Below are 18,479 nucleotides of genomic sequence, written 5' to 3' on the forward strand. Positions count from 1 at the left end.
GAAACATCGTCAGGGCCGCTTCGTCCTCCGTACGGCTCAGTGGGTCCCCCGGGTGTACGCGCTGCGGAGGCGCGCGGTCCTCGGGGCGCCCACGATCCGGGGCATGGCACTCCGAACCGGAACCCCCGCACCCTCGCGCGGCACTCTTGTGGCCGCGGTCCTGTGCCTTCTCCTGCTCGGTGCCCTCGGGCTGACCGGCTCGGCGGCGGGGGCGGACCACTCCGAGAACGACGGGCCCGCGACGCCGAGTGCCGAGGTCGCGGTCCTCTACCGCGAGGCGGCCGAGACGACCGTGAAGTACGAGGAGGGCCGGAAGACCGTCGAGGCCCAGCGGGCGACATCGCGAGTCCTGGAGGCGCGGCTCGCGAAGGAACGCGGGCGTCTGCGGCTGTTCCGCAAGGACGTCGGGCGCCTCGCGCGAGCGCAGTACCGGGGCCATGACGACGGCCTCTCGCTCACCGCCAACCTGCTTTTCTCGGACGATCCCGAGACGCTGATGGAGAACGTGGGACTCGCGAGCAACGCCGATCGCGCGGTGACCCACCTCGTGCAGCGTTCGGCCCGCGCCGAGAGCGCCCTCCTGAAGGCGGAGCGGAAGGTGCGCGCGAGCCGGGAGGCCGTGGAGGCGCGCACGGCGCATCTGGCCTCGCTCAAGCAGCAGATCGACGCGAAGCTGAAGAGCGCGCAGGCGCGGCTCCAGGCGCAGGGCGAGAGCGCGGTGCTCGCGGGCCGCTGCCGGGGCGCGACCCGGATGGAGCAGGCGGCTTCGGACTACCCGAAGGGGCAGTGGGTGACGCCGGTGCAGAACTTCGTGCTGTCGGCGGGCTTCGGCGGCTCGGGAAGCCACTGGTCGCGCGGCCACACCGGGCAGGACTTCGCCGTCGGCATCGGCACCCCGGTCCGAGCCGTGGGCGGCGGACGGGTCGTGCGGGTCTCCTGCGGGGGACCCTTCGGGATCGAGGTGGTGCTTCAGCACCCCGGCGGGTACTACACGCAGTACGCGCACCTTTCCTCGGTCGCCGTGGACCAGGGGGAGACCGTGCGGACGGGGCAGTGGATCGCCCAGTCCGGTACGACGGGGAACTCGACGGGCCCCCACGTGCACTTCGAGGTCCGCCTGACCCCGGACTACGGCTCGGCCGTCTCGCCACTGCCGTGGTTGCGGGAGCACGGGGTGCCGGTGGGGTAGCGCCCGCGGACAGCGCGGGGCGTCCGCCGATGGGGCGGCGCCCCTGGACAACGCAGCGCCTGCCGACGGGACAGCGCCCGCCGACAAGGGGGCGACGCCGCTCAGGCCAGCAGTCGTTCGATGACCGCGGCGACGCCGTCCTCCGTGTTGGGATGCGTGACGGCGGAGGCGGCGAGACGGACCTCGGGGTGGGCGTTGCCCATCGCCCAGGAGCGCCCGGCCCACGTCAGCATCTCGATGTCGTTGGGCATGTCCCCGAAGGCGATGACGTCCTCGGGAGCGATGCCCCGTTCCGCGCAGCACTGCGCGAGCGTGCTCGCCTTGGACACCTCGCGCGCGCTGATCTCCAGGAGAGCGGTCGGGCTGGAGCGGGTGACGGTGACGAGGTCGCCGACCGTGTCCCTGGCAAGCCGGAGGAAGGCGTCAGGGGCGAGTTCGGGGTGGTGCGCGAGGAGCTTGAGCACGGGCTCGGATTCCTCCGGCTCGGGCAGCGGCCCCGAGTCGAGCCCGAGGAGCTTCGTGATCGGGGCGATGCCCGAAGCGGGGTCGAGGTGGAGGGGCGGGTATCCCGGCTCGTGGTGGATGCCGCCTGTGCGCTCGATCGCGTACTGCGTACCGGGCGCCGCACGTCGCAGGCGCTTGGCCACGTCGAGCACCGTGGCGGAGGGGAGGGGCCGGACCCGTACGAAGCGGTAGGGCACGCCGCGCTCCCTGTCTGGGGTGCGTAGGTCGACGACTGCCGCGCCGTTGCCGCAGATCGCGAGGCCGTGGCCGTCCACGTGCCCGGCGACCACGTCCATCCACCGGGCGGGCCGCCCGGTGACGAAGAAAACGGTGACGCCCGCGCGTTCCGCCGCGGCGAGGGCGGCGAGGGTGCGGGGGGAGACCGTCTTGTCCTCGCGCAGCAGGGTTCCGTCGAGATCCGTCGCGATGAGGCGGGGCCTGCCGCCCGGCGGGATCTCCGGCCAGGCGCGGGCGGAGACCGAGGGCGGCGCGGGGTGGGGGGAGTCGCCCGCGAGGCGCAACCGGGCAGTGACGGCGGCCTTCTCCGCCGCGGCTTCCTCAGCGGCGGTCGCCTGACCGCTCCCGCTGGCCGGACACCCCTCGTCGTCGCCGGGCGGCTCGTGGGACGGCTCCGGGCCGGTGATCGCACGCATCGGTGACGCCGAGGGCTCGCCCTTCGCGTGGGCGCCGGACTGCGAAGACCGGGACGGACGGTTCGTACCGGGCTGGACGGCCGCAGGCCCTGCGGTCGGAGAGGTCGCTGAGGTCACTTCGGCATTGTGGCGCATATGCCAGCACGGGCGTGCGACTTCCCGCACAGATGAGCCATTCGCGCCCCCTAAGAGCGCAACGCGCCTCGCGCGTCCGTGGGTCCGCGGGCCAAATCCCGTGTCCTGGACAGACACCGTTTTCCGGTCAGCGGGTGCCGAGGAGGCAGGGGGCGTACGGCCCGTACGCGCCCCTCCACCCGCCGCCAACCGCCACCCCGCTCCCCCACACCCGCCCGCGCGCCTTCCGGCCGTCCCCCGACCGGCAGCCACGAGCCCCACCGCGCTCGGCCCTCGCCCCGAATGGCCGCTCCCGACCAGCACACCCACGGCCGCTCAAGCCGCCACTGCCGGGCCGTTGCCTCTCCACCCGCCACGGTCTCCCGGCATCGCGGCAGGCGGCGTTCCTCGAACTGCTTTCAGGCCACGAAAGATCGGCCGAAAAGGGGGGGCAGGGGGGCGCGGATGCCTGGACCGCTCCCGTATCGTCCGAGGGTGCCGGCCGTGCACGTCCCGCAGAGGCACGACGGCCGCGCGGAAGCCCCCCGAAGCCTTCGCCGCCGGGCTACGGCGCCCGTAGTCCCCCGGCGTCTCACCTCAGCTGGGCCAGCCCCTCCGTCGCGATGCGTTCGAAGACCGACTGGTCGGCGGCGAAGTCGGAGTCGGCGATCGGCCAGTGGAGCACCAACTCGGTGAATCCGGCCTCGCGCTGGCGGCCGGCGAAGTCGACGAAGGCGTCGAGCGAGGTGAGCATCGCGGAGCGGTCCGGCGTGAAGGCGGTGAGGAGGATCTTGTCGAGCTCGGCCACGTCCCGCCCGACGGCCTCGCACGCCGTGCCGAGCTTCGCGATCTGTCCGCGCAGTGCCGCGTCCGACTCGGCGGGTGTGCCCGCCTCGTACAGCTTGGGGTCGCCCGTCGTCACCCACGCCTGCCCGTAGCGCGCCGCGAGCCTGAGCCCGCGCGGCCCCGTCGCGGCGACGGCGAAGGGCAGCCGGGGCCGCTGCACGCAGCCGGGGATGTTCCGCGCCTCGACGGCGGAGTAGAAGGCGCCCTCCTGCGTCACCGCGTCCTCGGTGAGCAGCCGGTCGAGCAGCGGTACGAACTCGGCGAGCCGGTCGGCGCGCTCGCGCGGCGTCCACTTCTCCTGCCCGAGCACCGTCGCGTCGAAGCCGTCGCCCCCGGCCCCGATCCCGAGCGTGACCCGCCCGCCGGACACATCGTCGAGCGAGATCAAGTCCTTGGCGAGCGTGACCGGATGCCGGAAGTTCGGCGAAGTGACGAGGGTCCCCAAACGCATGGTTCGCGTCGCCGTCGCGGCGGCGGTGAGGGTGGGGATCGCGCCGAACCAGGGGCCGTCACGGAAGGTGCGCCAGGAGAGGTGGTCGTAGGTGTAGGCGGCGTGGAAGCCGAGTTCCTCGGCGCGCACCCACTGGGCGCGACCGCCTTCCGACCAGCGGTTCACGGGGAGGATGACAGTGCTCAGACGCATGCGACGACTCTACGAGGCAGGCCGGGCGCCCGGCAGGAGGGCCCGCGTGAAGCCGGCCGGACGCTCCTTCGTGGCTGCTCGGCCTCCTCGGGCGCCGCGATGTTTCACGTGAAACATCGCCTCTGCCTCCCGAAGGGACCCCGCGCCCCGTCCTCCGTCACTCCCGCAAGCCCTCCCCGATCCCCACGCCCTGGGCCGCCCGCACCACGTGCGCCAGCAGCACCGCCGTCGTCACCGGGCCCACGCCACCGGGGACAGGGCTGAGCGCTCCGGCGACGCGCGCCGCGCCGGGGTCCACATCGCCCGTGAGGCCGCCGTCCGGGGTCGGGTTGGTCCCGACGTCGATCACGATCGCGCCGGGGCGGACGTGCTCCGCCGTCACGAGCCCCGGCTGACCCGCGGCCGCGATCAGGATCTCCGCCTCGCGGGCCACCCGCGGCAGGTCACGCGTGCGCGAGTGGCATACCGTCACGGTCGCGTCGCGCGCGAGGAGCAGTTGCGCGAGTGGCTTGCCGACGACCGTGGAACGCCCCACGACGACCGCGCGCGCCCCGCGCAGCGGAACCTCGTAGTGGTCGAGCAGCGTGAGCACGGCCTCGGCGGTCGCGGGCGCGAAGGCCGCGAGTCCGGCGGTGAGGCGGCCGAGCGACAGCGGGTTCGCCCCGTCGACGTCCTTCGCCGTCGGCACCGCCTCGGCGAGCGCCCGCGCGTCGACGCCCGCAGGCAGCGGGGTCTGGAGGATCACGCCGTGCACGGAGGCGTCCTCGCCGAGTCCGCGCAGCGCGTCCCGTACCTCCTCCGTGCTCGCCTTGGGGCCGAGGTGCACGACCTCGTGGAGCAGCCCGGACTTCTCGGCCGCGGAGACGAGGGAGCGTACGTACCAGGCGCTCGACTCGTCGTCGGTCGCGGTCACGACGGCGAGCTTCGGCACGCTTCCGGCCTTGCGTGCGGCCGCGACGGCCGCACGCGTCCCCTCGCGCAGCGAGGCGGCGAGCGCCTTCCCCGGCAGCGGGCGCGCGCCCTCGCCGCTCTCGGCACCGGGCGGGTTCAGTGGGGCGTTCATGGGGGTTCCTCGGTTCGGGGAGGGAGGGGTGGTGCGGCCGGGGCTGGGTCGGCACGGGTACGCGCGCGGGGCGGCGCGGGCGAGGGCGGCGGGTACGGAGGAGCCGCGGCCCCGCTCAGGACGTCAGCCGGTCCCGGACCTCCGCGGTGACCGCCTCGGCGCGGGCGAGGAGGGGGTCGGTGCGGCCCAGCGTCGCGGTGAGGCGCTCGCGGGCCTCCGCGTCCCTGATGCCGCCGAGGTTGATCTCGACGTTGACGCGTGCGGTGCTCGCGGCGGCGCGTGCGGCCTCGGCAGCGGCGGCGATATCGGTGACCACGTTCGGGTTGCCGACCGGCAGCAGTTCCTCCGCGAGGCTGACGATCCGCTCCGCGAGGGAGAGGAGCGCCGCCGGGGGAGTCGCCGCGCCGAGCAGCGCCGCCGCGATGGCGCCGGAGCGGGCGGACTTCTCCTCGGGCGTGTTCTTCGGCAGCCGGTAGGCGTCGGTCACGGCGGTGAAGGCGGCGGCGTCCTCGTCGGCGAGGGTCAGCGCGCGTTCGCGCAGGTCATCGGCCTCTGCGGTGATCTCGACGAGGCGCTCAGAGTGCGCTGCGTACGTCGGGCCCGTCGAGTAGCGCGCCACCATCGCGACGAGCGCCGCGCCCTGCGCCGCGTGCACGGCCGCCGCCGCGCCGCCGCCGGGGGCCGGTTCGCGCGCGGCGAGCCGGCCGAGGTAGGCGTCGAGCGGCGTGGTGCGCACGGCGGACACGGGTGTGGGGGCGTGAGTTCCTGGCGACTCGCTCATGAGGCGATTCTTCCGTGCGGGGCGGCGGCTGGGGGCGCTTTCCGGGCCGTTTCGACGGCGGATGGTGAGGGCTGACGGCCGCTCAGCGCGCTCACGACTCAGGGATACGCAGGTACCGCGGCGGTACGTGTGCGGTGAGCCAGACGCCGTTGCCCGAGCGCAGGAAGGCGGTCCCGTCCTCGTACAACTGCCCCGACCGCACCGTGAGGAGGACGGGTCTGCCGCGCCGCGCAGCGACCCGGCGCGCGGTCTCGCGGTCCGCAGTGAGGTGTACATGGTGCCGCGTCATGGGCCGCAGGCCTTCCGCGCGGATCGCGGCGAGCGCGGCGGGCCGGGTGCCGTGGAAGAGGTACGGCGGCGGCGCGAGCGGTACGAGGCCGAGGTCGACGGGGACCGAGTGGCCCTGCTGGGCGCGGATGCGGTCGCCTTCGACGGCGAAGCGGCGCTTGTCGTTGCCCGCGACGACGCGTGCGAGATCCGCGCGCGTCGCGGGCAGTCCCTGGCGCGCCGCGGCGTCCAGGAGGGGGCCGATACCGGTCCATCCGGCGTGGTCGAGCGTGATGCCGATGCGGTCCGGCGCGTGGCGCAGGTGGCGGGAAAGGAAGCGGGAGAGGGCGACGAGGCGCCGGTCCAGGGGCGCGGCGAGAGCGTCCTCGGACGCGGCCTTGTCTTCGTGGCCACCCGGGGTCGGTCTCGGCGATTCGTTCGACGCAGGGCTCTCATTCATGCGTATCAGCAGACCATCGGATCAGTAAGACCGCACCGCGTTTTTACCTCACCCGTATGGCCGAACAGGTTTGATCCACAAGCAACTCGACTTATCCACAGGCTTATTGGCTCAGCTGTGGATAAGTGGCTTGCTTTTTGCGGCAATTGTCCAAGTATGCGCTCACGGCTCGCATTTACGTGACGCGCCATCAACAGGACGTGCAGCGCCTTGCCTTGACCTGCCTGCCTCGCCCCACTCAGCCCTCGTCCTTACCCAACTCCTCCTGCTCGGCGACGAAGTCGGCGATCCATCCGGCCAGCAGCTCGGGCCGTGAGCGCGGCAACCAGTGCTTGGCGGGAACGGCGCGGCGGCGCAGCCCGCGCGGGGTCCAGTCGCCGACCTTGTCGTAGAGGTACGGCGAGAGGAAGGCGTCCCGCGTCGGGACCACGAGCTGCACGGGGACGTGGGCGAAGGCGTCAGGACGCGGCCTGCGCAGCCGGGGAAGGATGTTGTCGCGGTACAGCCACGCGCCGTTCGCGGCGTCGGAGGGGAGTGAGGCGGTCGGGTACGTGGTCGAGGTGAGCTTCTCGGCGCGGCGCAGCACGCGCGGCCAGACCCGGCCGAGCGGCCCCCGCCAGGCGAGTTCGGGCAGGCGGGGCAGGTGGAGGGCGCCGATGTACCAGGACTTGAGGCCCTGGTCGACGAGTTGGAGCAGCCCCTCGGGGCTCGGGTGCCTGCCGCGCGCGGCGTACCAGTGGCCGAGGTGGTCGAGCGAGGGCCCCGAGATCGACGTGAACGAGACGATCCTGCCCTGCGTACGGCCCACGGTGGCGAACTCCCAGCCCTGCACCGAGCCCCAGTCGTGGCCGACCAGGTGCACGGGCCGCGTGGGGCTCACCGCGTGCGCGACGGCGAGGAAGTCGTCGGTGAGCTTCGGCAGCGTGAATCCGCCCCGCAGGGGCAGCGGCGCGCTCGAACCGCCGTGCCCGCGCACGTCGTACGTGACGACGTGGAAGCGGTCCGCGAGCAACTCCGCGACCTCTTCCCACACCTCCTGCGAGTCCGGGTAACCGTGCACGAGCAGCACGGTGGGCCGCGCCGCGTCCCCGCGTTCGAGCACCCGCAGCCGCACGCCGCCGGTCTCCACCCAGCTCTCCCGCGGGCCGGCGGGGACCGGCGCGGGCGGCGCGCCCGTGCGGTCGGCGGCCCCGCCTGTCGTTCCCGTACGGTTCGCGTCGCCGCCGGTCGTTCCCGTACCGTCCGCCACCTCGCCGTCCCGCCCCGCACCGTCGTCCGCTCGTCGTTCCGGCACCGTGCCCCCTGGTCCGTCCGGCGGACCCCTTGGGGTCCGGCTCCGGTGACGACCGTCGCAACCCCGTGCCGTCCGCGTCAAGCCCCGGGTGTTACCCAGGGAAACCCTGAGAGAGCTGCGGAAACCTTCCGGCGCCTGTGCCGACGGGGCGAAACCGCAGGCCGGAGCGGTCGCCTCCGCCCCTTCCCCTCGGGGACCCCTAGGGGCACCCGTAGTACCCGAGAGGGACTTGAAGACCAATCCACAGGTTGACGACGGGCGTGGTCCGGGCCACTAGCGTCTTTCTTGTGACTGTGATCGCGACCGAAAGCCTGAGCAAGCGGTACCCCAAGGTGACCGCACTCGACCGGCTCACCGTGGAGGTCGGGCCCGGGGTGACCGGGCTCGTCGGCTCCAACGGGGCCGGTAAATCCACCCTGATCAAGATCCTCCTCGGCCTCTCCCCGGCCACCGAGGGTCGTGCCGCCGTGCTCGGTCTCGATGTCGCGAGCCAGGGCGGCGAGATCCGCCGCCGCGTCGGCTACATGCCGGAGCACGACTGCCTGCCACCCGATGTGTCGGCGACCGAGTTCGTCGTCCACATGGCGCGCATGGCCGGGCTCCCCGCCACCGCCGCGCGCGAGCGCACGGCCGACACCCTGCGCCACGTCGGCCTCTACGAGGAGCGCTACCGCCCCATGGGCGGCTACTCGACGGGCATGAAGCAGCGCGTCAAGCTCGCGCAGGCCCTCGTGCACGACCCCGAGCTCGTCTTTCTCGACGAGCCGACCAACGGGCTCGACCCGGTCGGCAGGGACGACATGCTCGGCCTCATCCGCCGTGTGCACGCCGATTTCGGCATCTCCGTCCTCGTCACCTCGCACCTGCTCGGCGAGTTGGAGCGCACGTGCGACCACGTCGTCGTGATCGACGGCGGCACCCTGCTGCGCTCCAGCTCCACGAGCGACTTCACGCAGACCACGACGACGCTGGCCGTCGAAGTCACCGATTCCGACGCGCACCCGGACGGCACGGCGGCCCTGCGCGACGCCTTGATCGCCGCAGGGGTCGCCTTCGACAAGGGGCCCGCCGAGCAGGGCCTGCCGGGCGCGGGCCACATCCTGCTCCTGGAGGCCGCGGACGAGCAGACGTACGACCTCGTGCGCGACACCGTCGCCGATCTCGGTCTCGGCCTCGTCCGCATGGAACAGCGCCGCCATCACATCGCCGAGGTCTTCCGCTCCGAAGCGCCCGCCACCACGGCGCCGGGGCACGGCGCCCCGGCAGTGCCCCAGCCCACCGGCTCCTCGCCGTCCGTCGCCGCACCCGCCGGCCCGTCCCCGCAGGAGGTGCGGAACCGATGACAAGCCCCGCCGGGTCCTCGACGATCCACGACATCGGCTACCGCCACTACGACGGCCCGCGCCTGGGCCGCACCGCCATCCGCCGCGCGCTCTACGTGCAGTCCCTGCGCGGCAGCTTCGGCCTCGGCCGCGCCGCGAAGTCCAAGGTGCTGCCCGCCCTGCTCTTCGGCGTCATGGTCCTCGTCGCGGGCATCCTCGCGGCCGTCACCATCGCGGCGAAGCTCAAGGACCTGCCGCTCGACTACACGCGGTACGCGATCGTCATGCAGGCGGTCGTCGGCCTCTTCCTCGCCGCCCAGGCGCCCCAGGCCGTCTCGCACGACCTGCGCTTCAGGACGATGCCGCTCTACTTCTCCCGCCCCCTGGAGGCCTCGGACTACGTGCGGGCGAAGTTCGCCGCGACGGCGACCGCGCTCTTCATCCTCACCGGCACCCCGCTGCTCGTGATGTACATCGGGGCGCTCCTCGCGAAATTCGATGTCGCGGAGCACACCAAGGGCTTCGCGCAGGGACTGGTCTCCGTGGCGCTGCTCTCGCTCCTCTTCGCCGGTATCGGGCTCGTCGTCTCCGCCGTCACCCCACGCCGCGGCTTCGGCGTCGCCGCCGTCATCGCCGTCTTCACCATCAGCTACGGCGCGGTGAGCACCCTCCAGGGCATCGCCTACACGCAGAGCAGCGGCAGGGCCGTCTCCTGGCTCGGGCTCTTCTCGCCCATCACGCTCATCGACGGAGTGCAGTCCGCCTTCCTCGGCGCCGCGCCGGCCTGGCCGGGCGCGGAGGACCTCTCGGTCGCGCAGGGTCTCGTCTTCCTGCTTCTGGTGCTCGGCCTCATCGCCGGCTGCTACTCGCTCCTGCTGCGCCGCTACCGAAAGGCCGTGCTGTGACCACCCTCCACCTCGACCACACCTCGCGCTGGTTCGGCAACGTGGTCGCCGTCAACGACGTCTCGATGACCGTCGGCCCCGGCGTCACCGGGCTGCTCGGGCCCAATGGCGCGGGGAAGTCGACCCTCATCAACATGATGGCGGGCTTCCTCGCTCCTTCGGGCGGCACCGTGACTCTCGACGGCACGCCGATCTGGCGCAATGAGGAGAGCTACCGCGCCATCGGCCTCGTCCCCGAGCGCGAGGGCATGTACGACTTCCTCACGGGCCGCGAATTCGTCGTCGCCAACGCCGAGTTGCACGGCCTCGACGACAAGGCCGCCGCGAAGGCGCTCGCCACGGTCGAGATGGAGTACGCGCAGGACCGCAAGATCTCCACGTACAGCAAGGGCATGCGCCAGCGCGTCAAGATGGCGTCGGCACTCGTCCACGAGCCGTCCGTGCTGCTGCTGGACGAGCCCTTCAACGGGATGGACCCACGCCAGCGGATGCAGCTCATGGACCTGCTCCGGCACATGGGCGACGAGGGCCGGACGGTGCTCTTCTCCTCGCACATCCTGGAGGAGGTCGAGCAACTCGCCTCGCACATCGAGGTGATCGTCGCGGGGCGGCACGCCGCGAGTGGCGACTTCCGCCGTATCCGCCGCCTCATGACCGACCGCCCGCACCGCTACCTCGTCCGCTCCAGCGACGACCGGGCGCTCGCCGCAGCGCTCATCGCCGACCCGTCGACGGCCGGTATCGAGGTCGACCTCAAGGAGGACGCGCTGCTCGTCCAGGCCGTGGACTTCGCCCGCTTCACCACGCTGCTGCCGCAGGTCGCCCGTGCGGGCAACATCCGCCTGCTCACCGTCTCGCCGTCCGACGAGTCGCTGGAATCCGTCTTCTCCTACCTCGTCGCGGCCTAGCGGGCCGGAAGGAGTCCGATGTACCACCCCACCGTCGCCCGGCTCACCTACCGGGCACTGCTCGGCCGCCGCCGCGCGCTCATCCTCTTCGCCCTGCCCGTCCTCCTCCTCGTCATCGCCGCCTTCACCCGTGTCCTCGCGGGCGCGGACGACAACACGGCGGCCGAGGTCCTCGGGGGCTTCGCGCTCGCCACGATGGTCCCGATCATCGGCGTCATCGCGGGGACGGGCGCGATCGGCCCCGAGATCGACGACGGCTCCGTGCTCTACCTGCTCGCCAAGCCGGTGAAGCGGCCGACGATCATCGTCACGAAGCTGATCGTCGCGATCGCCGTGACCATGGCCTTCGCCGCGGTGCCCACGCTCATCGCCGGTTTCATCCTCAACGGCAACGGACAGCAGATCGCCGTCGCCTACACCGTCGCCGCGCTCGTCGCCTCCATCGCCTACGCGGCGATCTTCCTTCTCCTCGGCACGATCACGCGACACGCGGTGATCGCCGGGCTCGTCTACGCGCTGGTCTGGGAGGCACTCTTCGGCTCCTTCGTCGCCGGGGCACGGACGCTCAGCGTGCAGCAGTGGGCGCTGGCGCTCGCCGAGAAAGTCGTGGGACGACCAGACCTGGTCAGCTCCGACGTGAGCCTGCCGGTGGGCATCGTGCTCCTCGTCGCGGTGACGGTACTGGCCACGTGGTACGCGGGACAGAAGCTCCGCAGTCTGAAGCTCGCGGCGGGGGAGGAGTAGCTGATCGGGGCGGGGGCACGGACGGGGCTTCTGCGGGCTCGGGCGGGGTTCCTGCGGGCTCGGTCCGGGCGCCGAACGGGCCGGACGGAGCTCCCAACGCGGTCGCGGGGACTGGCGGCTGGCTCGGAGGGTTCGCGCGGGGATGCCTCGCGGCTGGCTCGCGGGGGTTCGCGCGGGCCTCCGGCCCTCTCACGCCGTTCTGACGCTGTCCGCGCGACACTGGAAAGTAAGGGACGGATCGGTGCGAAGCATGGCCGATGCATACATTGCTTGCCTATCGCGCCGAATCCACACAGACGAGCCGCCGCCGGTTCCCCGACCGTGAGGAGCGGAACCCATGACCGGACACGACACCCCACCCCCGGAAGAACCTGAACCCCCGGCCTGCCACGAGGCGGAGGACAGCGGGGGTGCGAGGGAGGGTTCCGGCGCGGAGGAGGGCGACCCGCGTAAGGGGGCGGGTGCCGACTCCGGGTCGGACACCGGCTCCGGAGCGGGTGCCGAGCGCGGGGGAGCCGGGGCCGGTGAGGCGCGGGCCGGTGAGGTCGAGTCCGGCGAGCCCGGGAACGGCGGGCCCCGGAACGGCGAGACTCGGACCGGTGACGGAGAAGCGGGGGTCGGGGCGGAGGCGGATGAGAGCGGGGACTGGGACGACGTGGAGTTCGACATGGACTTCATTCGTGCCGCCGACACGACGGAGCCTTCGGCGCGAGCCCGGATGCTCGCCGCTCGCTGGCGCGAGGAGGGTGGTCCGCCGTCGCCCCAGCCCTGGCGTTCGGACGAGCCTCCGGCCGGCTGGTTCTTCAGCCGCTCCCGGCGGGCGCGGAGGCGGAGGAAGCGGCGCGGGGACGACTGAGGCGGGGCGGGAAAACGCTCTCCCTCGTACCGGGCTTCAGGACGTGCCCCGCGCGGTGATGGAAGTTCTTCGACCGGGCGGGGAAGGCGGCCGAAACGTAATAGAAAAGACCTGGCGCGGGCGGGCGGGGGCGGGCAGAGTTGTGCATGCCGGACCCCTCACCCGAGTCCGGTCTCCACGGGGAGTGGAACGTGGCGCGGACCTCCGCGTCCCCCACGCTCCCGAAAGGGCGGACCCTCGCGTCCGAGTAGCTCCGGAGTCGACCACCTCCGCTCCGTCGAGCTCCACGCGACCCGCCCGGGGCGGTCTATGGTGCGCTTGTCGCCCTGGGCCGCCCACCCCCTGGGGTTGACCCGTACGCCACACCCGCCCGCGGCGTACGGGTGTGCCCAAAAGCGCCCTCGACCATCGTCGGCCCCTGTGGTCACGGTGGGCCCCCCGGGGTCACCGTGGGCCCCCGGGGGACACGGTGGGCTCTTGCGGCCGTTGTCGGCCCTCGCGACCACCAGTCGCCTCCGCGCCCACCAACGCTCCCGTGACCACCAGCGGCCCTCGCGCCTGCCGGCGATCCTCGCGCCTGCCCATCGGCCCTCGCGCTTACCAGCGATCTCCGCGCTCACCCCAGCGATCCCCGCAGCCCCCACTTCCCTGGCTGCCCTCGCAAGAGCGTCGGCCGGGTCGGCCCACCGCCCTCGCGGAGCCCGCGGCACGCGAGACTCTCGGAGCCCCCATGTGGAGCTCCCGTGCCGAGCGCCCGCGCCGGGCCGGTGCGGAGCCCCCGTGCCGAGCGCCCGCGTCGATCCCCCATGCGGAGTCCCCGCGCGGAGCGCCCGCGCCGGGCCCGTGCGAAGCCCCCGTGCAGAACGCCCGTGGGGAGCCCCCGTGCCGAGTGCCTGTGCGGGGCCCCCGCCCAGCGCCCGCGCAGAGCCCCGTGCCGAGCGCCCGCGCCGGGCCCGTGCGAAGCCCCCGTGCAGAACGCCCGTGCCGAGCCCCCGTGCGGAGCGCCCGCGCGGAGCCCCCGTGCGGAGCCCCCGTGCCGAGCGCCCGCGCCGGGCCCGTGCGGAGCCCCCGTGCCGAGCGCCCGCGTCGATCCCCCATGCGGAGCCCCCGTGCCGAGCGCCCGTGCGGAGCCCCCGTGCAGAACGCCCGCGCCGAGCCCCCGTGCCGAGCCCCCGTGCCTAGCGCCCGTGCCGTGCCCCCGTGCGGAGCGCCCGTGCGGAGCGCCCGTGCGGAGCGCCCGTGCCGAACGCCCGTGCGGAGCTTCCCGTGCCGTGCCCCCGTGCGGAGCGCCCGTGCGGAGCCCCCCGCGCCGAGCCCCCATGCGGAGCCCCCCCGCGCCGAGCCCCCATGCCGAGCACCCGCGCAGAGCCCCGTGCGAAGCCCCCGCGCGGAGCCCCCATGCCGAGCACCCGCGCGGAGCCCCGTGCGAAGCCCCCGCGCGGAGCCCCGCGCTGACCCGTGCTCTCCCCCGAACCCCAGGCAACCCGCCGTCGGCCGCCCCCTTACTCCCCCAGCAGTCGCTCCAGCACCACGGCGATCCCGTCGGCGTCGTGGGACAGCGTGATCTCGTCCGCGACGGCCTTGAGGTCCTCGTGGGCGTCGGCCATGGCGACGCCGTGGGTGGCCCAGCGGAACATCGGGATGTCGTTGGGCATGTCGCCGAAGGCGATCGTTTCGGCCGCCTTGACGCCGAGTCGGCGGGCGGCGAGGGAGAGGCCGGTGGCCTTGGTGAGGCCGAGGGGGAGGAGTTCGACGACTCCCGCGCCCGCCATCACGACCCCCACGAGCTGACCCGCGATCGCGGTGGCCACCGTGGCGAGGGCGTCGTCGCTCAGCTCGGGGTGCTGGATGTAGACCTTGTTGATCGGCTGTTCCCACAGGGCGGCGACACGGCCGTCGTCGTCGAGCTCTATCGAGGCCAGCGCGCCTTCCTGGACCCGGTAGCCGGGGCCGGTGAGGACGTCGCCGTCCAGGCCGTCACGGCTCACGGCGAGGGCGAGGGGCCCCGTGTGCTCCTCGATCAGCTCGATGGCCCGCCGGACGAGCCCGCGTTCCAGCGTCACCGAGGTGAGCAGCCGCCCGCTTCCGGCGTCGTAGACCTGCGCGCCCTGGGCGCACACCGCGAGCCCGTGATAGTCGAGCTCCTCCAGGACCTTCTTCGTCCACGGCACCGCGCGCCCCGTCACGACGATGTGCGGCGCCCCCGCCTCCGCCGCCGCGACGAGCGCGGCGCGCGTACGCGGCGAGACGGTGTCGTCGGAACGCAGGAGCGTCCCATCGAGGTCGGTCGCGACGAGCCGGTACGGGAAACGGCCGGTCCCGGACGCCTGCCCGGGCCCCCGGGACTGCCCGGGTACGGGTACGGGTACGGGCACGGCACCCGTCACGGGCCCCGCGTCCCCACTCGTCAGCGTCGCACCCGCCCCCGTACGGACCGCCTCGACGCCCGGACGAACGGACCCGCCCTCCAGACGAACGGAGTCGCTCCCCGTACCAACGGGCTCGTCCCCCGTACCAACGGGCTCGTCCCCGGTACCAACGGGCTCGTCCCCCGTGCGAACGGGCTCCGCGCTCACTTGGCGGTGGCCGGGGCGACCGGCTCCAGGACCTCGCGCCCGCCCAGGTACGGCCGCAGCACCTCCGGCACCCGCACCGAGCCGTCCGCCTGCTGGTGGTTCTCCAGGAGCGCGACGATCGTGCGCGGGACGGCGCACAGCGTGCCGTTGAGGGTCGCGAGCGGGCGGGTCTTCTTGCCGTCGCGCATCCGGATGGACAGGCGCCGCGCCTGGAACTCGGTGCAGTCCGAGGTCGAGGTCAGCTCGCGGTACTTGCCCTGGGTGGGAATCCACGCCTCGCAGTCGAACTTGCGCGCCGCGGAGGAGCCGAGGTCACCGGTCGCGACGTCGATGACGCGGAACGGCAGCCCGAGCGAGGTCAGCCACTGCTTCTCCCAGTCGAGGAGCCGACGGTGCTCCGCCTCGGAGTCCTCGGGGGCGACGTACGTGAACATCTCCACCTTGTCGAACTGGTGGACCCGGAAGATGCCGCGCGTGTCCTTGCCGTGCGAGCCGGCCTCGCGGCGGAAGCAGGGCGAGAAGCCCGCGTACCGCAGCGGCAGCCGGTCCGCCTCGATGATCTCGTCCATGTGGTAGCCGGCGAGGGCCACCTCGGAGGTGCCGACGAGGTACAGGTCGTCGTCCTTGAGGTGGTAGACGTCCTGTCCGGCCTGGCCGAGGAAACCGGTGCCGTCCATCGCCTGCGGGCGCACGAGCGCGGGCGTGAGCATCGGCGTGAAACCGGCCGCCGTGGCCTGGGCGATCGCGGCGTTCACGAGGGCGAGTTCGAGGAGCGCGCCGATGCCGCTGAGGTAGTAGAAGCGCGAGCCCGAGACTTTGGCCGCGCGCTCGACGTCGATCGCGCCGAGCAGGTGGCCCAGCTCCAGGTGGTCCTTGGGCGTGAAGCCCTCCGCCTCGAAGTCGCGGATCGTGCCGTGCGTCTCCAGGAGGGCGAAGTCCTCCTCGCCGCCGACCGGGACGTCGGGGTGGACGAGGTTGCCGAGGCGACGCAGGAGGTCCTGCGTCTGCGCGGCGGCGTCGTTCTGCTCGGCGTCGGCGGCCTTGACCGCGGCGGCCAGCTCGCCCGTCCGCCTCAGCAGCTCCTGCTTCTCGTCCCCCTGCGCCTTGGGGATGAGCTTGCCGAGCTGCTTCTGCTCGGCGCGCAGCTCGTCGAAGCGGACCCCGGAGGAGCGGCGGCGCTCGTCGGCGGAGAGGAGGGAGTCGACGAGTCCGACGTCCTCTCCTCGGGCGCGCTGCGAAGCGCGCACACGGTCGGGGTCCTCACGAAGCAGGCGAAGGTCAATCACAGAGCCAGGCTACCGGGGCGGCGGTCCTCGGCTCGACCGGGATTCGGGGCGCATCGGCGCGCGATCGTGATCTTTTACCGGACCCGCTTGAGCATTAAGGGCGAAATGGGTGATTTGCCGGAATGGCTGCGGGGCTTATTCGGCATTCCCCTGAGCGGGCGGCGCTTCTCGGCGTACGGTCGCGGAGGCCGCGAAAGGGAACGGGAACGCTCCGGCCGGGCGGGCCGCGAGGTCGCACGCGGGCGGTGCGGGGGCGGCGTGGCGGTGGCACGGCGGCGGTGCGGGGTGAAGTTGTCCACAGGAGAGCGCGTTCCCGAAAAGTTATCCACAGGCTGCGGGTATCCGCTGTGGATGCCGGAATGCGGAGTTCCGAATCCAGCCGTTCGTTCCGTGGATTTCCCTTTCGAAACCTTGCGGGAGACCCCTTTCGGGTGGAAATTCTCGTTCACATAGAGTTGATCAAGGGAAAAGCGGCGCCGAATGGCAGCGAACCGGCCGGAGCGGCCAGGAAATGACTGTGGACGGACTTGGTGGCCGTAGGGGTCTCTAGGGCGATTTGTCGACCATGTCGGGCGCTTCTGTCGACTTGTCCCCAGCCTCGGACGTCAGCCTGTGGATAACTCTGTGGACAACTTCTTCATCTTGTACGACGGGAAGGCGAGGGCGCGCGGTCACCCCTCCAGCAAGCCCTGCCCCACGTACTCACCCTTCGCCGCGCCTCCCGGTACCGCGTAGAGCCCGCTCGCCTCGTGGCGGATGTACTCGGAGAGCGCGTCGCCGCGGTCGAGCTTGCGCTGCACCGGGACGAAGCCCCGCAGCGGGTCCGCCTGCCAGCACAGGAAGAGGAGCCCCGCGTCCGGGACGCCGTCCGCGTCGATGCCGTCGTGGTACGAGAACGGGCGGCGCAGCATCGCGGCCCCGCCGTTCTGGTCGGGCCGTGTGATGCGGGCGTGGGCGTTGAGCGGAATGACGAGATCACCGTCCTTGTCCGTCGCGTCGAGTTCCGGTTCGGTCCGTTCCCCGCCGCCGGTGAGAGGGGCGCCGGTGGATTTCCGGCGGCCGATGACCTTCTCCTGCTCCGCGAGCCCGAGCCCCTCCCAGTCGTCGAGCAGCATGCGGATACGGCGCATGACGACGTACGAGCCGTTGGCCATCCACCGCGGACCGTCCCCGGGCCCCACGAAGACGCGCTGAGCGAAGTCCTTGTCGCTCTCCCGCGGATTGCCCGTCCCGTCGAGCTGCCCCATGAGATTCCGTGCGGTCCGAGGGCTCGCGGTCGCGCCGGGGGAACGGTTGAAGCCGTTCATCTGCCAGCGCACCCGCGCCGTCCCGCGCGCGTCCTTCTGGAGCGCGCGCAGCGCGTGGAAGGCGACGAGCGCGTCGTCGGCGCCGATCTGCACCCACAGATCACCCTCCCCGCGCTTCGCGTCGAGGTGGTCGGAGGAGAACTGCGGGAGTGGCGCGAGAGCTTCGGGCCGCTGCTTCTCCAGCCCCGTACGGCTGAAGAAGCTGTGCCCGAAGCCGAAGGTGACCGTGAGCGAGGCGGGCCCGGCGTCGAGCGCGATACCCGTGTCGTGCCCGTCCGCCGCGACCGCCTCGCCCGCCATGAGCCGCTCGGCCGTCTCCGACCAGCGCCGCAGAAGGTTCGCCGCCTCGCGCCTGCCCTTCCCCGCGAGCAGGTCGAAGGCGAGGAGATGGCCCTTGGCCTGGAGCGGGGTGGTGATGCCCGGCTGATGTTTCACGTGAAACATCGCGCGCCGGGAGCCGAGCCGGGTGAGAGCTTCCGTCGGCGCCTTGCTCCCCTCCGGCGCGAGGGCGTACCCCACGCCGCCCCCCGCGGCCCCCAGCACGAGCCCCGTGGCCCCGGCGGTGCCGAGCAGCGCGCGCCGGCTGACGCCGCCAGGGCGCTCCGAGCCTCGACTGACGCCGCCGGGTCGCGCCGCGCCCGTACTGTCCTCGGCGGCACGGGACGCGGCGGACGCCCTGCCGGTGGTGGTCCGGTCCTGGGGCGGGATGCGGTCTGTCATGGTGCTTCAGTGCTTTCAGGTGCGGTCCGGCGCGCACGCCG

General features: G+C 72.9%; 14 protein-coding genes and 1 pseudogene. 6 read left to right on the forward strand and 9 right to left on the reverse strand.

Annotated features, from left to right (window positions below; genetic code table 11):
• The first annotated feature begins 103 nt into the window (after positions 1-103).
• Entirely contained in the window at positions 104-1,189 is a 1,086-nt protein-coding gene (locus tag ACIP4O_RS00735) for a peptidoglycan DD-metalloendopeptidase family protein (RefSeq protein ID WP_401569853.1), read from the forward strand.
• A 101-nt stretch (positions 1,190-1,290) separates the two neighbouring features.
• Here ACIP4O_RS00735 and ACIP4O_RS00740 read toward each other — a convergent pair whose 3' ends face one another.
• The 6 genes and pseudogenes from ACIP4O_RS00740 to ACIP4O_RS00765 all read right to left on the reverse strand — a co-directional run.
• Positions 1,291-2,214 carry an HAD family hydrolase gene (locus tag ACIP4O_RS00740; RefSeq protein WP_401573740.1) on the reverse strand — a complete coding sequence of 308 codons (924 nt, stop codon included), beginning with the start codon at positions 2,212-2,214 and terminating at the stop codon, positions 1,291-1,293.
• An 838-nt stretch (positions 2,215-3,052) separates the two neighbouring features.
• Positions 3,053-3,949, reverse strand: coding sequence for an LLM class flavin-dependent oxidoreductase (locus tag ACIP4O_RS00745; protein ID WP_401569856.1), 897 nt, complete (start codon positions 3,947-3,949; stop codon positions 3,053-3,055).
• Positions 3,950-4,106: 157 nt separating this feature from the next.
• Positions 4,107-5,012 (reverse strand): bifunctional 5,10-methylenetetrahydrofolate dehydrogenase/5,10-methenyltetrahydrofolate cyclohydrolase, encoded by a 906-nt coding sequence (locus tag ACIP4O_RS00750; RefSeq protein ID WP_401569859.1) that lies wholly within the window; start codon positions 5,010-5,012, stop codon positions 4,107-4,109.
• Between the two features lie 115 nt (positions 5,013-5,127).
• The gene (locus tag ACIP4O_RS00755; RefSeq protein WP_401573742.1) at positions 5,128-5,757 is read right to left on the reverse strand and encodes a cyclodeaminase/cyclohydrolase family protein; all 630 of its coding nucleotides are present in this window, start codon (positions 5,755-5,757) and stop codon (positions 5,128-5,130) included.
• Positions 5,758-5,884: 127 nt separating this feature from the next.
• Positions 5,885-6,520: an RNA 2'-phosphotransferase gene (locus ACIP4O_RS00760; protein ID WP_401569862.1), complete on the reverse strand. Its 636-nt coding sequence runs from the start codon at positions 6,518-6,520 to the stop codon at positions 5,885-5,887.
• A gap of 259 nt (positions 6,521-6,779) precedes the next feature.
• A pseudogene (locus ACIP4O_RS00765) lies at positions 6,780-7,649 on the reverse strand (alpha/beta fold hydrolase); the annotation flags it as partial.
• 458 nt (positions 7,650-8,107) lie between these two features.
• Here ACIP4O_RS00765 and ACIP4O_RS00770 point away from each other — a divergent pair.
• From ACIP4O_RS00770 to ACIP4O_RS00790, 5 genes are all read left to right on the forward strand, one after another.
• A complete protein-coding gene (locus tag ACIP4O_RS00770) occupies positions 8,108-9,157 on the forward strand; it encodes an ABC transporter ATP-binding protein (RefSeq protein ID WP_401573744.1) in 1,050 nt (349 codons plus the stop codon).
• Positions 9,154-10,041: an ABC transporter permease gene (locus tag ACIP4O_RS00775; RefSeq protein WP_401569864.1), complete on the forward strand. Its 888-nt coding sequence runs from the start codon at positions 9,154-9,156 to the stop codon at positions 10,039-10,041. The genes ACIP4O_RS00770 and ACIP4O_RS00775 overlap by 4 nt, the downstream gene beginning before the upstream one ends.
• Complete coding sequence (locus tag ACIP4O_RS00780) at positions 10,038-10,949, forward strand: ABC transporter ATP-binding protein (RefSeq protein ID WP_361326167.1); 912 nt, start codon at positions 10,038-10,040, stop codon at positions 10,947-10,949. Before ACIP4O_RS00775 ends, ACIP4O_RS00780 begins: the two co-directional genes overlap by 4 nt.
• Before the next feature lie 18 nt (positions 10,950-10,967).
• Positions 10,968-11,693, forward strand: coding sequence for an ABC transporter permease (locus tag ACIP4O_RS00785; RefSeq protein ID WP_401569867.1), 726 nt, complete (start codon positions 10,968-10,970; stop codon positions 11,691-11,693).
• 337 nt (positions 11,694-12,030) lie between these two features.
• Positions 12,031-12,549, forward strand: a complete 519-nt coding sequence (locus ACIP4O_RS00790; RefSeq protein WP_401569870.1) for a hypothetical protein — start codon at positions 12,031-12,033, stop codon at positions 12,547-12,549.
• Between the two features lie 1,502 nt (positions 12,550-14,051).
• On the opposite strand, the gene ACIP4O_RS00795 is transcribed toward ACIP4O_RS00790, so the two are convergent.
• From ACIP4O_RS00795 to efeB, 3 genes are all read right to left on the reverse strand, one after another.
• Positions 14,052-14,816 carry an HAD family hydrolase gene (locus tag ACIP4O_RS00795; RefSeq protein WP_401573746.1) on the reverse strand — a complete coding sequence of 255 codons (765 nt, stop codon included), beginning with the start codon at positions 14,814-14,816 and terminating at the stop codon, positions 14,052-14,054.
• 305 nt (positions 14,817-15,121) lie between these two features.
• Positions 15,122-16,411, reverse strand: coding sequence for a serine--tRNA ligase (serS, locus tag ACIP4O_RS00800; protein WP_401569872.1), 1,290 nt, complete (start codon positions 16,409-16,411; stop codon positions 15,122-15,124).
• Between the two features lie 671 nt (positions 16,412-17,082).
• Positions 17,083-18,438 carry an iron uptake transporter deferrochelatase/peroxidase subunit gene (efeB, locus tag ACIP4O_RS00805; RefSeq protein ID WP_401569875.1) on the reverse strand — a complete coding sequence of 452 codons (1,356 nt, stop codon included), beginning with the start codon at positions 18,436-18,438 and terminating at the stop codon, positions 17,083-17,085.
• Between the last annotated feature and the right edge of the window lie 41 nt (positions 18,439-18,479).

It is taken from the genome of Streptomyces sp. NPDC088923, assembly GCF_044749745.1.
Classification (GTDB): Bacteria; Actinomycetota; Actinomycetes; order Streptomycetales; family Streptomycetaceae; genus Streptomyces.

Bases quoted from the DNA above. Each gene is read 5' to 3' on its own strand.
- ACIP4O_RS00735 (WP_401569853.1), top strand. From the start codon at position 104: ATGGCACTCCGAACCGGAACCCCCGCACCCTCGCGCGGCACTCTTGTG.
- ACIP4O_RS00745 (WP_401569856.1), bottom strand. From the start codon at position 3,949: ATGCGTCTGAGCACTGTCATCCTCCCCGTGAACCGCTGGTCGGAAGGC.
- ACIP4O_RS00750 (WP_401569859.1), bottom strand. From the start codon at position 5,012: ATGAACGCCCCACTGAACCCGCCCGGTGCCGAGAGCGGCGAGGGCGCG.
- ACIP4O_RS00760 (WP_401569862.1), bottom strand. From the start codon at position 6,520: ATGAATGAGAGCCCTGCGTCGAACGAATCGCCGAGACCGACCCCGGGT.
- ACIP4O_RS00775 (WP_401569864.1), top strand. From the start codon at position 9,154: ATGACAAGCCCCGCCGGGTCCTCGACGATCCACGACATCGGCTACCGC.
- ACIP4O_RS00785 (WP_401569867.1), top strand. From the start codon at position 10,968: ATGTACCACCCCACCGTCGCCCGGCTCACCTACCGGGCACTGCTCGGC.
- ACIP4O_RS00790 (WP_401569870.1), top strand. From the start codon at position 12,031: ATGACCGGACACGACACCCCACCCCCGGAAGAACCTGAACCCCCGGCC.
- efeB (WP_401569875.1), bottom strand. From the start codon at position 18,438: ATGACAGACCGCATCCCGCCCCAGGACCGGACCACCACCGGCAGGGCG.